This window comes from Streptomyces sp. NPDC097619, assembly GCF_040302735.1.
Taxonomy (GTDB): domain Bacteria; phylum Actinomycetota; class Actinomycetes; order Streptomycetales; family Streptomycetaceae; genus Streptomyces.
In genome coordinates this window covers 24781-41994 of record NZ_JBEOSD010000041.1, presented here as the reverse complement: position 1 = coordinate 41994, position 17214 = coordinate 24781, and the positions used below count along the sequence as shown (strand labels likewise).

The window sequence follows — 17214 nt, the reverse complement described above, 5'->3', positions numbered from 1 at the left end:
GTCTTGCTCTCTTCCTGCGTCTAAGAATCGTCGCTGTGCTGCGGGCGGGCGGGCGGCCGGCGGACCGGCCGGGTCGGCTGGGTCAGCCGACCGAGCCCTCCATCTGCAGCTCGATCAGCCGGTTGAGCTCCAGCGCGTACTCCATCGGCAGCTCCTTGGCGATCGGCTCGACGAAGCCGCGGACGATCATCGCCATGGCCTCGAACTCGGTGAGCCCGCGCTGCATCAGGTAGAAGAGCTGGTCGTCGGAGACCTTGGAGACGGTGGCCTCGTGGCCCATGGTCACGTCGTCCTCGCGGACGTCCACGTAGGGGTACGTGTCCGAGCGGGAGATGGTGTCCACGAGCAGGGCGTCGCAGAGGACGTTGCTCTTGGAACCCGCGGCGCCCTCGCCGATCTCGACAAGGCCGCGGTACGAGGTGCGGCCGCCGCCCCGGGCCACCGACTTGGAGACGATGTTCGAGGAGGTGTTCGGCGCCATGTGGACCATCTTGGAGCCGGCGTCCTGGTGCTGGCCCTCGCCCGCGAAGGCGATGGACAGGGTCTCGCCCTTGGCGTGCTCGCCCATCAGGTAGACGGCCGGGTACTTCATGGTGACCTTGGAACCGATGTTGCCGTCGATCCACTCCATGGTCGCGCCCTCGTAGGCGACGGCGCGCTTGGTGACCAGGTTGTAGACGTTGTTCGACCAGTTCTGGATCGTCGTGTAGCGGCAGCGGCCGCCCTTCTTCACGATGATCTCGACCACGGCGGAGTGCAGCGAGTCCGAGGAGTAGATGGGGGCGGTGCAGCCCTCGACGTAGTGGACGTAGGCGTCCTCGTCGACGATGATCAGCGTCCGCTCGAACTGGCCCATGTTCTCGGTGTTGATCCGGAAGTAGGCCTGGAGCGGGATCTCCACCTGCACGCCCTTGGGCACGTAGATGAAGGAGCCGCCCGACCACACGGCGGTGTTCAGCGAGGCGAACTTGTTGTCGCCGACGGGGATGACGGTGCCGAAGTACTCCTTGAAGAGCTCCTCGTGCTCCTTCAGCGCGGTGTCGGTGTCGACGAAGATGACGCCCTGCTCCTCCAGGTCCTCGCGGATCTGGTGGTAGACGACCTCGGACTCGTACTGGGCCGCGACACCGGCGACGAGACGCTGCTTCTCCGCCTCCGGGATGCCGAGCTTGTCGTACGTGTTCTTGATGTCCTCGGGCAGTTCCTCCCAGGAAGCGGCCTGCTTCTCGGTGGAACGCACGAAGTACTTGATGTTGTCGAAGTCGATGCCGGAGAGGTCGGAACCCCAGGTCGGCATGGGCTTCTTGTCGAAGAGGCGCAGGCCCTTGAGGCGGAGCTTGAGCATCCACTCGGGCTCGTTCTTCTTCGACGAGATGTCCCGGACGACGTCCTCGTTCAGACCGCGCTTGGCAGCGGCGCCGGCCGCGTCGGAGTCGGCCCAGCCGTACTCGTACTTGCCCAGGCCCTCGAGCTCAGGGTGAGCAATCTCCGTGGTCATGCGGGGTTCCTCCCGGCCGTGCTTGCAGATGCTGATGTGTTGGTCTGTGCGGCGCTTCGCGGAATGAAGGTGGTGCACACACCGTCGCCGTGCGCGATGGTGGCGAGCCGCTGCACGTGCGTCCCGAGCAGTTTGGAGAAGACCTCGGTCTCCGCCTCACAGAGCTGCGGGAACTGCTCGGCGACATGGGCGACCGGGCAGTGGTGCTGACAGAGCTGTTCACCGCTGTGCGGACCGGGAGCGCTCTTCGCCGTAGCAGCGTACCCGTCGGCGGTCAATGCCTTGGCCAGCGCCTCGGTGCGCTGCTCCGGGGCCACCGCCTCGACGGCCGCCCGGTAGGCGACGGCCTGGACGTCCAGGCGGGCCCGGGCGAAGGCGGCGACGGCGGCTTCGCCGTGGTCCCCGCCCCCCGCGGACTGCGCGATCCAGCGCAGTGCCTCCACGGCCAGCGAGTCGTAGGACTGGTCGAAGGCGTCGCGGCCCCCGTCGGTCAGCGCGAAGACCTTCGCCGGCCGGCCGCGGGTGCGCGCGCCGTACACGCGCTGTTCGCGGGCTTCGAGCATCCCCTCGGAGAGGAGCGCGTCGAGGTGGCGGCGGACGGCGGCCTGGGTGAGGCCGAGGCGCTGCGCGAGGTCGGCGACGGTGGAGGGACCGTGGTCCAGGATGGACCGCGCGACCCGGTTGCGGGTGGACCGCTCCCCGGTCGCGAGCTCCCCCTGGGGGGTCTCGATCATCCGTTCGCCGTTTTTCACAACGCCATTGTTGCGTAATTAGCGGAGCCCCGACAACCCGCGACGGAGACCGGGCTGGTGGCCTCCATCACTAAGGGTTACCTAATCAATCGGTCCGGGATTATTCGGAAGTGATCGCTCCCGGACGCCTGCGCGACCCTCCGGTGAACCAGTACACGGCCCCCACCAGCAATCCCCCGCCGACGATGTTTCCGGGGACCACGAAGAGCAGATTCCGCAAAAGATCTCCGAAACCGGCCGAGCCGTCGAGAACCGCCAGAGCGAAGACCGCCATATTCGCGACGCAGTGCTCGAATCCCACGGCCACGAACACCGCCACCGGCAGCCACAGCACGAAGATCTTCGCGGCGTCCCCGCGGGCCCGGGAGAACATCCACACGGCCAGGCAGACCAACATGTTGCAGAGCACCCCGCGCCAGAAGAGCTGCCCGCCGCCGAGCGCCGTCTTCCCGTGCACCATCTCCGCCAGCATGCTCCGGGCCGGACCGGAGGAGACCACGCCCGAGGCGTGCACCATCGCCCCGAACAGGAAGGCCCCGGCCAGGTTCCCCGCCAGCGAGAGCCCCCAGGAGGCCAGCAGGTCCCGCACCCCGGTCCGCCCGGTCAACGCGCCCACCAGCATCACCATGACGTTGGAGGTGAACAACTGGGCCCCCGCGAACATCACGATGGTCAGCGCCACCGGGAAGACCGCCCCCTCCAGCAGCCGGGTGGCCGCCGAGCCCTTCGCCACGAACGGGGAGACCGCCACCAGCAGCAGCACCTCCCCCACCGCGATGTAGGCGCCCGCGAGCACCGCGGACACGAAGTAGCGGGTGGGCTGCGCCAGGTCGTGGGCCTTGTGCTCGGCCAGTCCCGAGGTGACGTCGACGTTCTGCGCGATGCTGTTCACCCTTTCGACGCTAGACCCGTCCGGGGCCCCGGAACGGCGGGGAAAGTCACCGGTCCAGGGCCTCGGGCCCCGCCACCCCCGGGACCTAGGACCCCCTCCGGGCTTCCGTAGACTCCCCGGCATGAGCATCGACCCCGCCGTGGAGATCCGCGGACTGGTGAAGCGGTACGGCACCAAGACCGCGGTGGACGGGCTGGACCTCACCGTCCGCGCCGGGACGGTCACCGCGGTCCTCGGCCCCAACGGCGCCGGCAAGACCACCACGGTCGAGACGGCCGAGGGCTACCGGCGCCCCGACGCCGGCACCGTCCGCGTCCTGGGCCTGGACCCGATCGCGCAGGCCGAGGCGCTCCGGCCGCGCATCGGCGTGATGCTCCAGTCCGGCGGGGTGTACTCCGGGGCCCGCGCCCTGGAGATGCTCACGCACATGTCCCGGTTGTACGCCGACCCGCTCCCGGTCGCCCCGCTCGCCGAACGGCTGGGCCTCGGGGACTGCGGCCGCACCCCCTACCGGCGGCTCTCCGGCGGCCAGCAGCAGCGCCTGGCCCTGGCCATGGCCGTGGTCGGCCGCCCCGAGCTGGTCTTCCTCGACGAGCCCACCGCCGGCCTGGACCCGCAGGCCCGCCGGGCCACCTGGGAGCTGGTCCGCGAGCTGCGCGCCGACGGGGTGGGCGTGGTCCTCACCACCCACCACATGGACGAGGCCGAACAGCTCGCCGACGACGTGGCCATCGTGGACGCGGGCCGGGTGGTGGCCCAGGGCAGCCCCGACGAGCTCTGCCGCGGCGGGGCCGAGAACACCCTGCGCTTCACCGGCCGCCCCGGCCTGGACCTGGCCTCGCTGCTGAAGGCCCTGCCCGACGGGGCCGGGGCCGTGGAACCCCTCCCCGGCGTGTACCGGGTCACCGGGGACGTGGGCCCGCAGATGCTGGCCACGGTCACCACCTGGTGCGCCCAGCACGGGGTGATGCCCGACAGTCTGGCCGTGGAGCGGCACACCCTCGAAGACGTCTTCCTCGAACTGACCGGCAAGGAGCTGCGCGGATGAGCGCGGGTACGTTCGCCCCGAGGCCCGGGGCCGCCCCGGTCTCCCGCATGATCGCCGCGCAGACCGCGCTGGAGACGCGGATGCTGCTGCGCAACGGCGAGCAGCTGCTGCTCACCGTGATCATCCCGGCCCTGCTGCTGGTGCTGTTCTCCTCCGTGGACGTGGTCGACACCGGGGCCGGGAAGTCCGTGGACTTCCTCGCCCCCGGGGTGCTGGCGCTGGCCGTGATGTCCACGGCCTTCACCGGACAGGCCATCGCCACCGGCTTCGACCGCCGCTACGGGGTCCTCAAGCGGCTGGGCGCCTCCCCGCTGCCGCGGTGGGCGCTGATGGCCTCCAAGACCCTGTCGGTCCTGGTGACCGAGGTGCTCCAGGTGGCCCTGCTCACCGTGATCGCGCTGGGCCTGGGCTGGTCCCCGCACGGAGACCCGCTGTCGGTGGCGGTCCTGCTGCTGCTCGGCACGGCCGCCTTCTCGGGGCTGGGGCTGCTGATGGCGGGCACCCTCAAGGCCGAGGTGACCCTGGCCGCCGCCAACCTGGTCTTCCTGCTGCTGCTGGTCGGCGGCGGGGTCATCGTGCCGCTGGACAAGTTCCCGGACGCGGTCCGCCCGGTCCTGGAGCTGCTGCCGATCGCGGCCCTGTCGGACGGGCTGCGCGAGGTGCTGCGGGAGGGCTCCGGGCTGCCCTGGGGGGACGCGGCCGTCCTGGCGGTGTGGGCGGTGCTGGGCCTGGGGGCCGCGGCGAAGTTCTTCCGCTGGGAGTGACCGGCCCGCGGTGACCGGCGGGCGGTGTCACCGCCCGCCGCCCGAAGTGGCGCCGGCGCGTTCCGCCGGCCGGGCGACCGCCCCCCGGGAGCCGGAACCCTTCCGCCCGGGCCGGGCCACCCGTCAGGATGTCCCCGCACGTCGTGCGGGGGTGTGGCCTGCGGTGCGGCGGACCGGTGAGGGAGGGGCGCCATGGCGCAGCGGGAGGCCGCTCTGCGGCTGGACGGGCAGTGGGACCTGATCAGGTCCGGGGAGGCCGGCGGGGTCGACCCCGGGGAACGGGCCCGCCTGCTGGAGGAGCTGATCGCCGCCCTGCGCGGCCCGGCCGGCGAGGACCCGGAGTGCGGTGCGCGGCTCGGGCTGAGGTTGGGGGACCTGGCCGCGCTGCGGTTCGCCGCCGGGGACCGGGCCGGGGCGCTGGCCGCGGTGGAGGAGGCCCTGGTGCACGCCCGGCGGGCCGCCGCCCACTCCCCCGAGTTCGCCCGCTGGTACGCCCGCGCGCTGATCAACCACGGGGTGTGGCTGGCCTGGCCGCTCAGTGACGGGCGGCGGCTGCCGCGGTACCCGCTGGGGATGGCCGGGGAGGAGGCGCCCGGTCCGATGGAGCGGGCGGCGGGCGAGCGGGCGCGGGACCGGACCCGGGAGGCGGTGGACGTCTGGCTGGGGCTGGACCCGCACCTGCTGGTGAACCGGCGCGGGTTGGCCCAGGCGAAGGTGTTCCTCGGCGACCGGCTGGCCGAGCTGGGCCACACCCGGGAGGCGGTGGCCTGGGCGGTGGCGGCGGAGCAGGACTTCCGGGCGCTGGCGGCGGCCCCGGCCCCGGACGGGGAGGGGGACCGGTTCGCGGACGCGCGGGAGGTCACGGACGCCGCGGAGGAGGCCGTCGAGGCGTTGGCGCACCTGTCCCGGCAGCTGGAACTGCGGCTGCGCCAACTGTCCTTCGGCTCGTTGGCGGCCCTGCGCGCGGAGGGGCTGCTGCCGGAACGGCTGTTGCCGCGGGCGGTGCTGGCGGCCCGGATCCAGGGGATCGACGCGGCGGAGACGGCGGAGCGGCTGCGTCTCGATGCGGCAACGGTCGCGGCCCTGTTGCGGGGCGCCTCGTGGCGGGCGGTGTGGCGGATCGAGGTCCGCGGAGCGGACGGTCTGTGGGTCGTACAGGGGCATCCGTGGCGCGGGGCGGCAGAGGTGACGAACCGGACAGCAGAGGACGTAGGGCGCGAACTCCTCGCGGACTTCCTGGACTCTCCGGACAATCCGGGCCCTGCCGCGCAGTGGCGCGTCCACGTGTGGTGGCACACCGAGGGCGATCCGGCCGGCGCCCGCTTCCGCCTGATGCGCGGCCCCGGCGCGACGGCTCCGGGCACCCCCTCGTGAATGTTTGCACAAGGGGCGGCCTACGATAGGGCCCGTGCTGAACCCCTTCGCCTCCCTCGCCCGCCGCTGGACGCCCACACCCCGGACCGTCCGCAGAGCGGCGCTCGCCGCCGTCGTGATGAGCGTGGTCATCGTGGTCACCGGCGGCGCGGTCCGGCTGACCGGCTCGGGACTGGGCTGCGACACCTGGCCCAAGTGCACCGACGACAGCCTCTTCGCCACCCCCGAACAGGGCGTCCACGGCGCCATCGAGTTCGGCAACCGCATGCTGACGTACGTGCTCTCCGCTGCGGTCGGCTGGATCATCCTCGCGGCCCGCTGCGCCAAGCCGCGCCGCACCGACCTGACCCGGCCGGCCTGGGTCCAGTTCGCGCTGGTGATGAGCAACGCCGTGCTCGGCGGCATCACCGTGTGGACGGGCCTCAACCCCTACAGCGTGGCGGGCCACTTCCTGCTGGCGACCTGCCTCATCACGGTGACCACCGTCACCTGGCAGCGGACCCGCGAGGGCGACGCCTCCCCCCGCCCGCGGGTCCCCGGCCCGGTCCGCAAGCTGGTCTGGGCCCTGACCGGCACCGCCTTCGTGCTCGTGGCCGCGGGCACCGTGGTGACCGGCTCCGGTCCGCACGCCGGCGACAGCAGCGAAGTCGAGCGGATGCCCTTCGACTGGGAGACCACCGCGCACGTGCACGCCGCCGCGGCCTGGGTGGTCTGCGCCCTGGCCGTCGCCGTCTGGCTGGTGCTGCGGGTGGTGGACGCCCCCGACGACACCCGGACCCGGGCCCGCGACCTGCTGCTGGTCCTGCTGGCCCAGGGCGTCATCGGCTACGTGCAGTTCTTCACCGACCTGCCCGAACTCCTGGTCTCGGCCCACATGCTCGGCTCCTGCCTGGTGTGGATCGCCGTGATCCGCCTGCTGCTGAGCCTGCGCGAGCGCCCGGACACCACGCCCGGCATCCCGGCCCAGAACGACCCCGAGCTGTCCCGGGTCTGACCCCGCGCCACCCGACGGCCCCGGACCGCCCCCACGGGAGGTCCGGGGCCGTCGCCGTGCCCGGCCCCGCCCCGGAGAGCGCTCCGCCACCGCCACGTCCGGCGGTTCAGGCGGCGGCCGGCTCCGCCCGGTCCAGCCGGTAGACCCGGCGCGCGTTGCCCGCCGCGATCATCGCGGCGACCCGTTCTGCGTCCCGCAGGGACCAGGCCCCGTCCACCACCCAGCCGCCCAGCACCCGGGCCAGGGCCTCCCGGAACACCCGCGCCCCCACCACGTGCAGCTCCGGGAGCACCCCGCCGCCACTGGAGAAGAGCAGCTTCCCGAAGGGCGCCGGCTCCAACAGCTCGGCCAGCACCTCCGCGGCCCGGGCCCCGGTGTGCGCCAGGGCCGGGCCCAGGTCGGCGTACACGTGCGGGAAGGCCCCCGCCAGGTGCGCCGCGTGCCGGTGGTACGGGTACCCGTGCAGCAGCACCAGGGTGGTACCGGGACCGGCCGTGGCCCGGACGAAGTCGGTGAGCAGGGTGGGGTCCGTACGGTCGATGCGCCGGTGCGGGTCGCCCGCCCCGGCGTGCAGTTGGAGCGGCAGCCCGGTGGCCACGGCCGCCCACAGCAGGTGCCGCAGCAGCACCGGGTCGCGCAGCGGCCCGCCGGGGGCGCGCGCCGCCAGCCACCGCCCGGCCGCCGCCCGCACCTCGCCCGGGGCGGGCGGCTCGGGGGCGAGGGCCAGGGCCGAACCGGACCCGGCCACGGAGGTGAAGGCCACCGCCGTGCGGGTCGCCCGGTCGAGGGCCCCGTCGAGGTTCTCCAGGAAGGCCGCCACCGTGTCGGAGGTGTCCGCCACCCGCCCGGCCAGCAGCTCCAGGCGGACGATCTCGTGCGCCCGGGCGGCCCCGGCCGCCGCCAGCTCCCCCGGCCCGGTGAGGTCGCCCGGGAGCCCGGTGTCCACCAGGTACGTGGAGATCCCCGAGCCCCGCAGCAGCCGCCGCCCGGACTCCACCACGCCCAGCTCGCGGCGCCGGGCCAGGTAGTGGGCCGGCGGGCAGTACGGCTCCAGTCCGAGCAGGGGCGGGCACCAGCGGCGGACGGCGAAGCCCTTCTGGGTGTCGAAGAAGGTGGTGCCCGGGGCGGCCGGGCCGCGGGCCCCGGCCAGTTCGGCCTCGAAGGTGCCGAGGCCCAGCTCCGTGCGGAGCACCCCGTGGCAGTACTGGTCCACCAGGGACGGCGTGTCGATCATCCGGGCATCCCGTCGCATCCCGTCGCGGACGTCGTGGCGTCCGCCCCCGCTCCCCGGGACCGGACGTGTTTCCACGGGTCCTAACGGGTGAGGCCGGGGTCAGGTGTTGCTCGTACCGGTGCCCGAGCGCCGCCCGGAAGGGGTCGGGGCGGGGTGCGGGACGGCCGAGGGGGGCCGGGAACGGTCACCGGCGGCTCACCGGAGCGGCGCGACGACCCGCGGGGGTCACCGGCCGCTCACCGGCACCGGCGGACCGGGCGCCCGGTCGTGGCCGGATTCCACCGGTCGGGCCGGGCCTCGGTGCCCCGTCGGGAATACGGGGCGGGGGCGCCGACCGCGGGGAACACCACGGCCCGCCGGGGCGCGGAGGGCGCCGGCCGGCGGGCCGGAGGACGGGACGGCGCGGGGCCGGGCTCAGTGCCCGGCGCCGCCGCCGAGCTGGATGCCCGCCATGCGGTTCCACTCGTACGGGCCGGTGGTCACCTTGGCGGCGAACTCGCCGTCGAACTCCTCGTGGAGGGTGAGCCCGGCCTTCTCGGCGGCGAGAGCGGCCACGTCCATGGTGGGGGCGACCAGGTCCCCCCAGCCGCCGTCCGAGCCCACCAGCACGATCCTGGTGCCGGCCTGTCCGATGTACGCGAGCTGACCCTCGGCGCCGCCGTGCCGCTTGGCGAAGGCGTCGATCCGGCGGGCGAGCTTGGCCGCGGTGCGGTCCTGCTTCGTGTCTGCCATGGCAAACATGCTACCGGCGGGTAATCAGCGGAGGAAGGGATCCACGGCCACCGCCACGAACAGCAGCGACACGTAGGTGATGGACCAGTGGAACAGCCGCATCTCCTTCAGCTTCGCGCCCGTGACCCCGGCCTTGGCGCGGGCCTGGAGGGCGTGCGCCTCCCACAGCCACCAGCCGCCGGCCACCAGCGCCACCGAGGTGTAGAACCACCCGGTGTAGCCCAGCGGGGTGAGCAGCAGCGAGACCGCGACCATCACCCAGCTGTAGAGGACGATCTGCCGGGCCACCACCTTGTTCCCGGCCACCACCGGCAGCATCGGGACGCCCACCCGGGCGTAGTCCTCCTTCACCTTCATCGACAGCGGCCAGTAGTGCGGCGGCGTCCAGAAGAAGATGACGAGGAAGAGGATGACGGCGGCCCAGGACACCTCGTTCTTGACCGCGGACCAGCCGATGAGCACCGGCAGGCAGCCCGCGATGCCGCCCCAGACGATGTTCTGCGCGGTCCGCCGCTTCAGCAGCATCGTGTAGACGACCACGTAGAAGAGGAGCGCGCCGAGGGCGAGCGCCGCCGACAGCCAGTTGACGAGCAGGCCGAACCAGAGGGTGGACACCACGCCGAGGGTGATGCCGAAGACCAGCGCCTCCCGGGGCGAGACCATGCCCGTCACCAGGGGGCGCTGCGAGGTCCGGTCCATCAACGCGTCGATGTCGCGGTCGATGTACATGTTCAGCGCGTTGGCGCCACCGGCGGACAGATAGCCGCCCAGGCAGGTCGCCAGCACCAGCCACAGCGAGGGCACGCCCTGCTCGGCCAGGAACATGACCGGGACCGTGGTGATGAGCAACAGCTCGATGATCCGCGGCTTGGTCAGCGCCACGAAAGCCATAACGCGGGCCCCGAACGGCCGGTGACCGGGGCTCGTCCCGAGTACCCCCGCTGGACGGGATTCGACGGCCGTCACGCACACCCCTGACGAAAGACTCCCTAGCAAGCCCCGGACATGAAGGCCCGGTAAAGACTTGCGCGTACCACGCCACTCTAGACGTTGCCCTCGGGTCGCCCCGCGCGGGGGTCGGGTCGTGTTGGGCCGAGCGCCGTAACTCCGACGCCGATATCCGGACACGTCGCAGGTGAGCACTCGAATGGCCGCGCCCCGCAGCGGGGGTAGGCTCGGAATCGCGCCGGTGCACCGTTCGACACCGGCCATCCGACATCTGGAGAGGAGCCCTGACCCACGGTGAGCAGCAAGCCGACCACCACAGAGCTCGAGTGGACCGAACTGGACCAGCGGGCCGTCGACACCGCCCGCATCCTGGCCGCGGACGCGGTACAGAAGGTCGGGAACGGCCACCCCGGGACGGCCATGAGCCTGGCCCCGGCCGCGTACACCCTCTTCCAGAAGGTGATGCGCCACGACCCGGCCGACCCCGAGTGGGTCGGCCGTGACCGTTTCGTGCTCTCCGCGGGGCACTCGTCCCTGACCCTCTACACCCAGTTGTACCTGGCGGGCTTCGGCCTGGAGCTGGACGACCTCAAGGCGTTCCGCACCTGGGGCTCGAAGACCCCCGGCCACCCCGAGTACGGGCACACCGCGGGCGTCGAGACCACCACCGGCCCGCTGGGCCAGGGCGTGGCGAACGCCGTGGGCATGGCCATGGCCGCCCGTTACGAGCGCGGCCTGTTCGACCCCGAGGCCGCCCCGGGCACCTCTCCCTTCGACCACATGGTCTACGCGATCGCCGGTGACGGCTGCCTCCAGGAGGGCATCGCCTCCGAGGCCTCCTCCCTCGCGGGCCACCAGAAGCTGGGCAACCTGGTCCTGCTCTGGGACGACAACCACATCTCCATCGAGGGCGACACCGAGACGGCCGTCTCCGAGGACACCCTCAAGCGCTTCGAGGCGTACGGCTGGCACGTGCAGCGCGTGGCCCAGCAGGAGAACGGCGACCTGGACCCGAAGGCCCTGTACGCCGCCCTCCAGGCGGCCAAGGCCGAGACGGAGCGCCCCTCCTTCATCGCCGCCCGCTCCATCATCGCCTGGCCGGCCCCGCACGCGCAGGGCACCGAGGCCTCGCACGGCTCCGCCCTCGGCGACGACGAGGTCGCGGCCACCAAGCGCGTCCTGGGCTTCGACCCGGAGCGGACCTTCGAGGTCTCCGACGAGGTCATCGCGCACACCCGCCGGGCCCTGGACCGCGGCCGCGAGGCCAAGGCCGCCTGGGAGAAGGACCTCTCCGCCTGGCGCACCGCCAACCCGGAGCGCGCCGCCTCCTTCGACCGGATCCAGGCCAACGAGCTGCCCGCGGGCTGGGAGGAGAAGCTCCCCTCCTTCGAGCCCGGCACGAGCGTCGCCACCCGCGCCGCCTCCGGCAAGGTGCTCGCCGCCCTCGGCGCGGTCATCCCCGAGCTGTGGGGCGGCTCCGCCGACCTCGCCGGGTCGAACAACACCACCATCGACAAGAACAGCTCGTTCCTGCCGGTGGGCAACCCGCTCCCCGAGGCCGACCCGTACGGCCGCACCGTGCACTTCGGCATCCGCGAGCACGCCATGGCCGCCGCCATGAACGGCATCGCCCTGCACGGCCACACCCGCATCTACGGCGGCACCTTCCTGGTGTTCTCCGACTACATGCGCAACGCCGTCCGCCTCTCGGCGCTGATGCACCTGCCCGTGACGTACGTGTGGACGCACGACTCCATCGGCCTCGGCGAGGACGGCCCGACCCACCAGCCGGTGGAGCACCTGGCCTCGCTGCGCGCCATCCCGGGTCTGAACGTCGTCCGTCCGGCCGACGCCAACGAGACCGCCATCGCCTGGCGCGAGGTCCTGCGCCGGCACACCAAGGTGTTCGGCAAGGGCGCCCCGACCGGCCTGGCCCTCACCCGCCAGGGCGTGCCGGTGTACCCCGCGAACGAGGACGCCGCCAAGGGCGGGTACGTGCTCTTCGAGGCCGAGGGCGGCCCCGCCGAGGTCATCCTCATCGGCACCGGCTCCGAGGTGCAGCTGGCCGTCGCGGCCCGCGAGGCCCTCCAGGCCGAGGGGGTCCCCGCGCGCGTGGTCTCCATGCCCTCGGTGGAGTGGTTCGAGGAGCAGGACCAGGAGTACAAGGACTCCGTCCTGCCGCCCTCGATCAAGGCTCGAGTGGCCGTCGAGGCCGGTATCGGGCTCACCTGGCACCGTTACACGGGAGATGCGGGCCGGATCGTGTCCCTGGAGCACTTCGGTGCCTCCGCCGACGCCAAGGTGCTGTTCCGTGAGTTCGGCTTCACCGCCGAGGCCGTCGCCGCCGCCGCGCGCGACTCCCTCGCGGCCGCCGCGCGCTGACGCCCGTACGAGAACCACAACAGGAGATGCAACTCTCATGACAGACGCACTCAAGCGCCTTTCCGACGAAGGCGTCGCGATCTGGCTGGACGACCTGTCCCGCAAGCGGATCACCTCCGGGAACCTGGCCGAGCTCATCGACCAGTCCCACGTGGTCGGCGTCACCACGAACCCGGCGATCTTCCAGAAGGCGATCAGCGGCGGCGAGGGCTACGAGCAGCAGCTCACCGACCTGGCCGCCCGCGGGGTCACCGTGGACGAGGCCCTGCGCATGATCACCACGGCGGACGTCCGCGACGCCGCCGACATCCTGCGCCCGGTGTACGACTCCACGGACGGGCAGGACGGCCGGGTCTCCATCGAGGTCGACCCCCGTCTGGCCCACGACACCGTGGCGACCGTCGCCGAGGCCAAGCAGCTCGCATGGCTGGTGGACCGCCCCAACACCCTCATCAAGATCCCGGCGACCAAGGCCGGCCTCCCGGCGATCACCGAGGTCATCGGCAAGGGCATCAGCGTCAACGTCACGCTGATCTTCTCGCTGGAGCGCTACCGCGAGGTCATGGACGCCTACCTGGCGGGTCTGGAGAAGGCGAAGGCCGCGGGCCTGGACCTCTCCCTGATCCACTCGGTGGCCTCCTTCTTCGTGTCCCGCGTGGACTCCGAGATCGACAAGCGCCTGGACTCCGTCGGCAGCGACGCCGCGAAGGCCCTCAAGGGCAAGGCGGCCCTCGCCAACGCCCGTCTGGCCTACCAGGCGTACGAGGAGGTCTTCTCCTCCGACCGCTGGGTCGCGCTGGAGCGCCAGGGCGCCAACAAGCAGCGGGCCCTGTGGGCCTCCACGGGCGTCAAGGACCCCGCGTACAAGGACACCCTGTACGTGGACGACCTGGTCGCCCCGAACACCGTCAACACCATGCCGGAGGCCACCCTGGAGGCCGTCGCCGACCACGGCGTGATCTCCGGTGACACCGTCCGCGGGACCTACGAGCAGGCCCGCGCCGAGCTCGACGCGGTCGCGGAGCTCGGCATCTCGTACGACGATGTCGTCCAGCTGCTGGAGGACGAGGGCGTCGAGAAGTTCGAGGCCTCCTGGAACGACCTGCTGAAGTCGACCGAGGCGGAGCTGTCGCGCCTCGCCCCCTCAAAGGACTGAACACTTTGTCTGTAAACGGAGCGAACCCGCTTCGTGACGCTCAGGACCGGCGGCTCCCGCGCATCGCGGGGCCGTCCGGCCTGGTCATCTTCGGCGTTACGGGCGACCTCTCGCGCAAGAAGCTGATGCCCGCCGTGTACGACCTCGCGAACCGCGGTCTGCTGCCCCCGGGTTTCTCGCTGATCGGCTTCGCCCGGCGCGAGTGGCAGGACGAGGACTTCGCGCAGGAGGTCCACGACGCCGTCAAGCAGCACTCCCGCACGCCCTTCCGTGAGGAGGTCTGGCAGCAGCTGGTGCAGGGCTGCCGGTTCGTCCAGGGCGACTTCGACGACGACAACGCCTTCGAGACGCTGAAGTCCACCATCGAGGACCTCGACAAGGCCCAGGGCACGGGCGGCAACTTCGCCTTCTACCTGTCGGTCCCCCCGAAGTTCTTCCCCCAGGTGGTCCAGCAGCTCAAGAAGCACGGGCTGGCCGAGAAGGAGGGCTCCTGGCGGCGCGCCGTCATCGAGAAGCCCTTCGGGCACGACCTGGCCTCCGCCCAGGAGCTCAACCAGATCGTCCACGAGGTCTTCCCCCGTGACGAGGTCTTCCGGATCGACCACTACCTCGGCAAGGAGACCGTCCAGAACATCCTGGCGCTCCGCTTCGCCAACACGATGTTCGAGCCGATCTGGAACCGGTCCTACGTGGACCACGTGCAGATCACCATGGCCGAGGACATCGGGATCGGCGGCCGCGCCGGCTACTACGACGGCATCGGCGCCGCCCGCGACGTCATCCAGAACCACCTGCTCCAGCTGCTCGCGCTCACCGCGATGGAGGAGCCCGGCTCCTTCCACCCGAAGGCGCTCGTGGCGGAGAAGCTCAAGGTCCTCGCGGCCGTCGAGCTCCCCGAGGACCTGGGCAAGCACACCGTGCGCGGCCAGTACTCCGGGGCCTGGCAGGGCGGCGAGAAGGTCGTGGGCTACCTCGAAGAGGACGGCATCGACCCCAAGTCGAAGACCGACACCTACGCCGCGATCCGCCTGGAGATCAACAACCGCCGCTGGGCGGGCGTGCCCTTCTACCTGCGCACGGGCAAGCGCCTGGGCCGCCGGGTCACCGAGATCGCGGTGATCTTCAAGCGGGCCCCGTACCTGCCCTTCGAATCGGGTGCCACCGAGGAGCTGGGGCAGAACGCCCTGGTCATCCGGGTGCAGCCGGACGAGGGCATCACGGTGCGCTTCGGCTCCAAGGTGCCGGGCACCTCCATGGAGGTCCGCGACGTCACCATGGACTTCGCCTACGGCGAGTCCTTCACGGAGTCGAGCCCCGAGGCGTACGAGCGCCTCATCCTCGACGTGCTCCTGGGTGACGCCAACCTCTTCCCCCGGCACCAGGAGGTCGAGCTCTCCTGGAACATCCTCGACCCGATCGAGGAGTACTGGGACAAGCACGGCAAGCCCGCGCAGTACCCGGCGGGCACCTGGGGACCGGTCGAGGCGGACGAGATGCTCGCACGAGACGGACGGAGCTGGCGCCGGCCATGAAGATCGACCTCACGGAGACCACCTCCAGCAAGATCAACGCCGCTCTGGTCCAGGCGCGCCGCGACAGCGGCACGCCCGCCATCGGCATGGTCCTGACCCTGGTCATCGTGACCGACGAGGAGAACGCGTACGACGCCCTGAAGTCGGCGAACGACGCCTCTCACGAGCACCCCTCGCGGATCATCGTGGTCATCAAGCGGGCCAGCCGCTCGGCGCGCAGCCGTCGTGAGGCCCGCCTCGACGCGGAGATCCGGGTGGGCGGCGAGTCCGGCACCGGGGAGACGGTCGTGCTCCGCCTGCACGGCGAGCTGACTGGTCACGCCCAGTCCGTGGTGCTCCCGCTGCTGCTGCCCGACGCCCCCGTGGTGGTCTGGTGGCCCGAGGGCGCGCCCTCGGACCTCGCGGGCGACCCGCTGGGCGCCCTGGCGCAGCGGCGGATCACCGACACCTACGCGGCCGAGGACCCCATCGGGGAGCTCGGCAAGCGGGCCGCGGCCTATGCCCCCGGGGACACGGACCTGTCCTGGACCCGGATCACGCCGTGGCGCTCCATGCTGGCCGCGGCGCTGGACCAGCAGTCGGTGGAGCTCGTCTCCGCCCACGTGGAGGGCGAGGACGAGAACCCCAGCTGCGAGCTGCTCGCCATGTGGCTCGCGGACCGGCTCGGGGTCCCGGTGCGCCGGACCCGCTCGGAGGGCCCCGGCCTGACGGCGGTCCGGCTGGAGACCGCCGACGGCGCGATCGTCCTGGACCGCGCCGACGGTTCGCTGGCCACCCTGTGCATGCCCGGCCAGCCGGACCGCGCGGTCGCCCTCAAGCGCCGCGACACCGCGGAGCTGCTCGCCGAGGAGCTCCGCCGGCTGGACCCGGACAACACCTACGAGGCCACGCTGAAGTTCGGCGTGGACAAGCTGCACGCGGGTGCCGCGGCGGCGCCCGCCGCTCCGGAGCGACCGGCCGCGGCCGCCGCTCCGGCGGAGGCGGCCCCGGCCGGGGACGAGGCGGCCGGGAAGGCTCCGGCGGTCAAGAAGGCACCCGCGAAGAAGGCGGCACCGGCCAAGAAGGCGGCGTCGCGATGAGCACGACCACTCCGCAGGTCGTCGTCCACCAGGACAAGGACCTGATGGCGCAGGCCACCGCGGCCCGGCTGATCACGAGGATCGTGGACGCCCAGGCCTCGCGCGGCAGCGCCTCCGTCGTCCTCACGGGCGGCCGCAACGGCAACGGCCTGCTGGCCGCGCTGGCGGCCGCCCCTGCCCGGGACGCGGTGGACTGGTCGCGGCTGGACCTGTGGTGGGGCGACGAGCGGTACGTCCCCGCCGCGGACCCCGAGCGCAACCACACCCAGGCCCGGGAGGCCCTGCTGGACGCGGTGCCGCTGGACCCGGCCCGGGTGCACGCGATGCCCGCCTCGGACGGGCCCCACGGGGAGGACGTGGACGCGGCGGCCGCCGCGTACGCGGAGGAGCTGGCCCGCGCGGCCGCTCCGGAGGACCACGGGCCGGTACCCCGGTTCGACGTGCTGATGCTCGGCGTCGGCCCGGACACCCACGTGGCCTCGCTCTTCCCGGAGCTCCCGGCGGTCCGCGAGACCGAGCGGACGGTGGTCGGCGTGCGTGGCGCGCCCAAGCCGCCGCCCACCCGGATCTCGTTGACCCTCCCGGCGATCCGGGCGGCCCGCGAGGTCTGGTTGCTCGCCGCGGGCGAGGACAAGGCCGGGGCGGTCGCGATCGCCCTGGGCGGCGCCGGGGAGGTCCAGGCCCCGGCCGCGGGCGCCCACGGACGGGCCCGCACGCTGTGGCTGCTCGACCGGGCGGCCGCCGCGAAGCTCCCGCCGCTGCGCTAGCGGTACGCGAAGAAGGGCCCCGCCCTCCGAAAGGAGAGCGGGGCCTTCCTCGTGCCCGGGGC

The 17214-nt window shown here is 72.5% G+C and carries 15 protein-coding genes; 9 read left to right on the top strand and 6 right to left on the bottom strand.

Features of this window, described 5'->3' with window-relative positions; translation table 11 throughout:
* Window positions 1–82: 82 nt before the first annotated feature.
* The 3 genes from sufB to ABTZ17_RS14305 all read right to left on the bottom strand — a co-directional run bounded on the left by sufB (window position 83) and on the right by ABTZ17_RS14305 (window position 3142).
* The gene (sufB, locus tag ABTZ17_RS14315) at window positions 83–1498 is read right to left on the bottom strand and encodes a Fe-S cluster assembly protein SufB (protein WP_352195882.1); all 1416 of its coding nucleotides are present in this window, start codon (window positions 1496–1498) and stop codon (window positions 83–85) included.
* Window positions 1495–2232: a helix-turn-helix transcriptional regulator gene (locus ABTZ17_RS14310; protein ID WP_352195900.1), complete on the bottom strand. Its 738-nt coding sequence runs from the start codon at window positions 2230–2232 to the stop codon at window positions 1495–1497. Before ABTZ17_RS14310 ends, sufB begins: the two co-directional genes overlap by 4 nt.
* Window positions 2233–2350: 118 nt before the next feature.
* A complete protein-coding gene (locus tag ABTZ17_RS14305; protein ID WP_352195881.1) occupies window positions 2351–3142 on the bottom strand; it encodes a formate/nitrite transporter family protein in 792 nt (263 codons plus the stop codon).
* Between the two features lie 121 nt (window positions 3143–3263).
* Here ABTZ17_RS14305 and ABTZ17_RS14300 point away from each other — a divergent pair, with 121 nt between their 5' ends.
* From ABTZ17_RS14300 to ABTZ17_RS14285, 4 genes are all read left to right on the top strand, one after another.
* The gene (locus tag ABTZ17_RS14300) at window positions 3264–4190 is read left to right on the top strand and encodes an ABC transporter ATP-binding protein (protein WP_352195880.1); all 927 of its coding nucleotides are present in this window, start codon (window positions 3264–3266) and stop codon (window positions 4188–4190) included.
* Entirely contained in the window at window positions 4187–4954 is a 768-nt protein-coding gene (locus tag ABTZ17_RS14295; RefSeq protein ID WP_352195879.1) for an ABC transporter permease, read from the top strand. Before ABTZ17_RS14300 ends, ABTZ17_RS14295 begins: the two co-directional genes overlap by 4 nt.
* 192 nt (window positions 4955–5146) lie before the next feature.
* Window positions 5147–6328 carry a hypothetical protein gene (locus ABTZ17_RS14290; protein ID WP_352195878.1) on the top strand — a complete coding sequence of 394 codons (1182 nt, stop codon included), beginning with the start codon at window positions 5147–5149 and terminating at the stop codon, window positions 6326–6328.
* Window positions 6329–6332: 4 nt separating this feature from the next.
* On the top strand, window positions 6333–7322 hold the full coding sequence (locus tag ABTZ17_RS14285) for a COX15/CtaA family protein (protein WP_352195877.1): 990 nt from the start codon (window positions 6333–6335) through the stop codon (window positions 7320–7322).
* A 106-nt stretch (window positions 7323–7428) separates the two neighbouring features.
* On the opposite strand, the gene ABTZ17_RS14280 is transcribed toward ABTZ17_RS14285, so the two are convergent.
* From ABTZ17_RS14280 to ABTZ17_RS14270, 3 genes are all read right to left on the bottom strand, one after another.
* Entirely contained in the window at window positions 7429–8556 is a 1128-nt protein-coding gene (locus ABTZ17_RS14280; protein WP_352195876.1) for an amidohydrolase family protein, read from the bottom strand.
* A 414-nt stretch (window positions 8557–8970) separates the two neighbouring features.
* Window positions 8971–9288, bottom strand: coding sequence for a hypothetical protein (locus ABTZ17_RS14275; RefSeq protein ID WP_352195875.1), 318 nt, complete (start codon window positions 9286–9288; stop codon window positions 8971–8973).
* A 24-nt stretch (window positions 9289–9312) separates the two neighbouring features.
* Entirely contained in the window at window positions 9313–10260 is a 948-nt protein-coding gene (locus ABTZ17_RS14270) for a heme o synthase (RefSeq protein WP_352195874.1), read from the bottom strand.
* Window positions 10261–10530: 270 nt separating this feature from the next.
* On the opposite strand from ABTZ17_RS14270, the gene tkt reads away from it, so the two are divergent.
* From tkt to pgl, 5 genes are read left to right on the top strand one after another with little or no spacing between them, the layout of a single operon-like run.
* Complete coding sequence (tkt, locus tag ABTZ17_RS14265; RefSeq protein ID WP_352195873.1) at window positions 10531–12618, top strand: transketolase; 2088 nt, start codon at window positions 10531–10533, stop codon at window positions 12616–12618.
* A gap of 37 nt (window positions 12619–12655) precedes the next feature.
* Window positions 12656–13774, top strand: a complete 1119-nt coding sequence (gene tal, locus ABTZ17_RS14260; protein WP_352195872.1) for a transaldolase — start codon at window positions 12656–12658, stop codon at window positions 13772–13774.
* Window positions 13775–13779: 5 nt separating this feature from the next.
* Window positions 13780–15306 (top strand): glucose-6-phosphate dehydrogenase, encoded by a 1527-nt coding sequence (gene zwf, locus ABTZ17_RS14255; protein ID WP_352195871.1) that lies wholly within the window; start codon window positions 13780–13782, stop codon window positions 15304–15306.
* A complete protein-coding gene (opcA, locus tag ABTZ17_RS14250; protein ID WP_352195870.1) occupies window positions 15303–16385 on the top strand; it encodes a glucose-6-phosphate dehydrogenase assembly protein OpcA in 1083 nt (360 codons plus the stop codon). Before zwf ends, opcA begins: the two co-directional genes overlap by 4 nt.
* A complete protein-coding gene (pgl, locus tag ABTZ17_RS14245) occupies window positions 16382–17152 on the top strand; it encodes a 6-phosphogluconolactonase (RefSeq protein ID WP_352195869.1) in 771 nt (256 codons plus the stop codon). Before opcA ends, pgl begins: the two co-directional genes overlap by 4 nt.
* The last annotated feature ends 62 nt before the right edge of the window (window positions 17153–17214 follow it).

Excerpts from the sequence above, each read along its gene's own strand:
- opcA (WP_352195870.1), top strand. The coding sequence starts at position 15,303 with ATGAAGATCGACCTCACGGAGACCACCTCCAGCAAGATCAACGCCGCT.
- ABTZ17_RS14280 (WP_352195876.1), bottom strand. The coding sequence starts at position 8,556 with ATGATCGACACGCCGTCCCTGGTGGACCAGTACTGCCACGGGGTGCTC.
- ABTZ17_RS14310 (WP_352195900.1), bottom strand. The coding sequence starts at position 2,232 with ATGATCGAGACCCCCCAGGGGGAGCTCGCGACCGGGGAGCGGTCCACC.
- ABTZ17_RS14295 (WP_352195879.1), top strand. The coding sequence starts at position 4,187 with ATGAGCGCGGGTACGTTCGCCCCGAGGCCCGGGGCCGCCCCGGTCTCC.
- ABTZ17_RS14290 (WP_352195878.1), top strand. The coding sequence starts at position 5,147 with ATGGCGCAGCGGGAGGCCGCTCTGCGGCTGGACGGGCAGTGGGACCTG.
- ABTZ17_RS14300 (WP_352195880.1), top strand. The coding sequence starts at position 3,264 with ATGAGCATCGACCCCGCCGTGGAGATCCGCGGACTGGTGAAGCGGTAC.
- sufB (WP_352195882.1), bottom strand. The coding sequence starts at position 1,498 with ATGACCACGGAGATTGCTCACCCTGAGCTCGAGGGCCTGGGCAAGTAC.
- tal (WP_352195872.1), top strand. The coding sequence starts at position 12,656 with ATGACAGACGCACTCAAGCGCCTTTCCGACGAAGGCGTCGCGATCTGG.
- ABTZ17_RS14275 (WP_352195875.1), bottom strand. The coding sequence starts at position 9,288 with ATGGCAGACACGAAGCAGGACCGCACCGCGGCCAAGCTCGCCCGCCGG.
- pgl (WP_352195869.1), top strand. The coding sequence starts at position 16,382 with ATGAGCACGACCACTCCGCAGGTCGTCGTCCACCAGGACAAGGACCTG.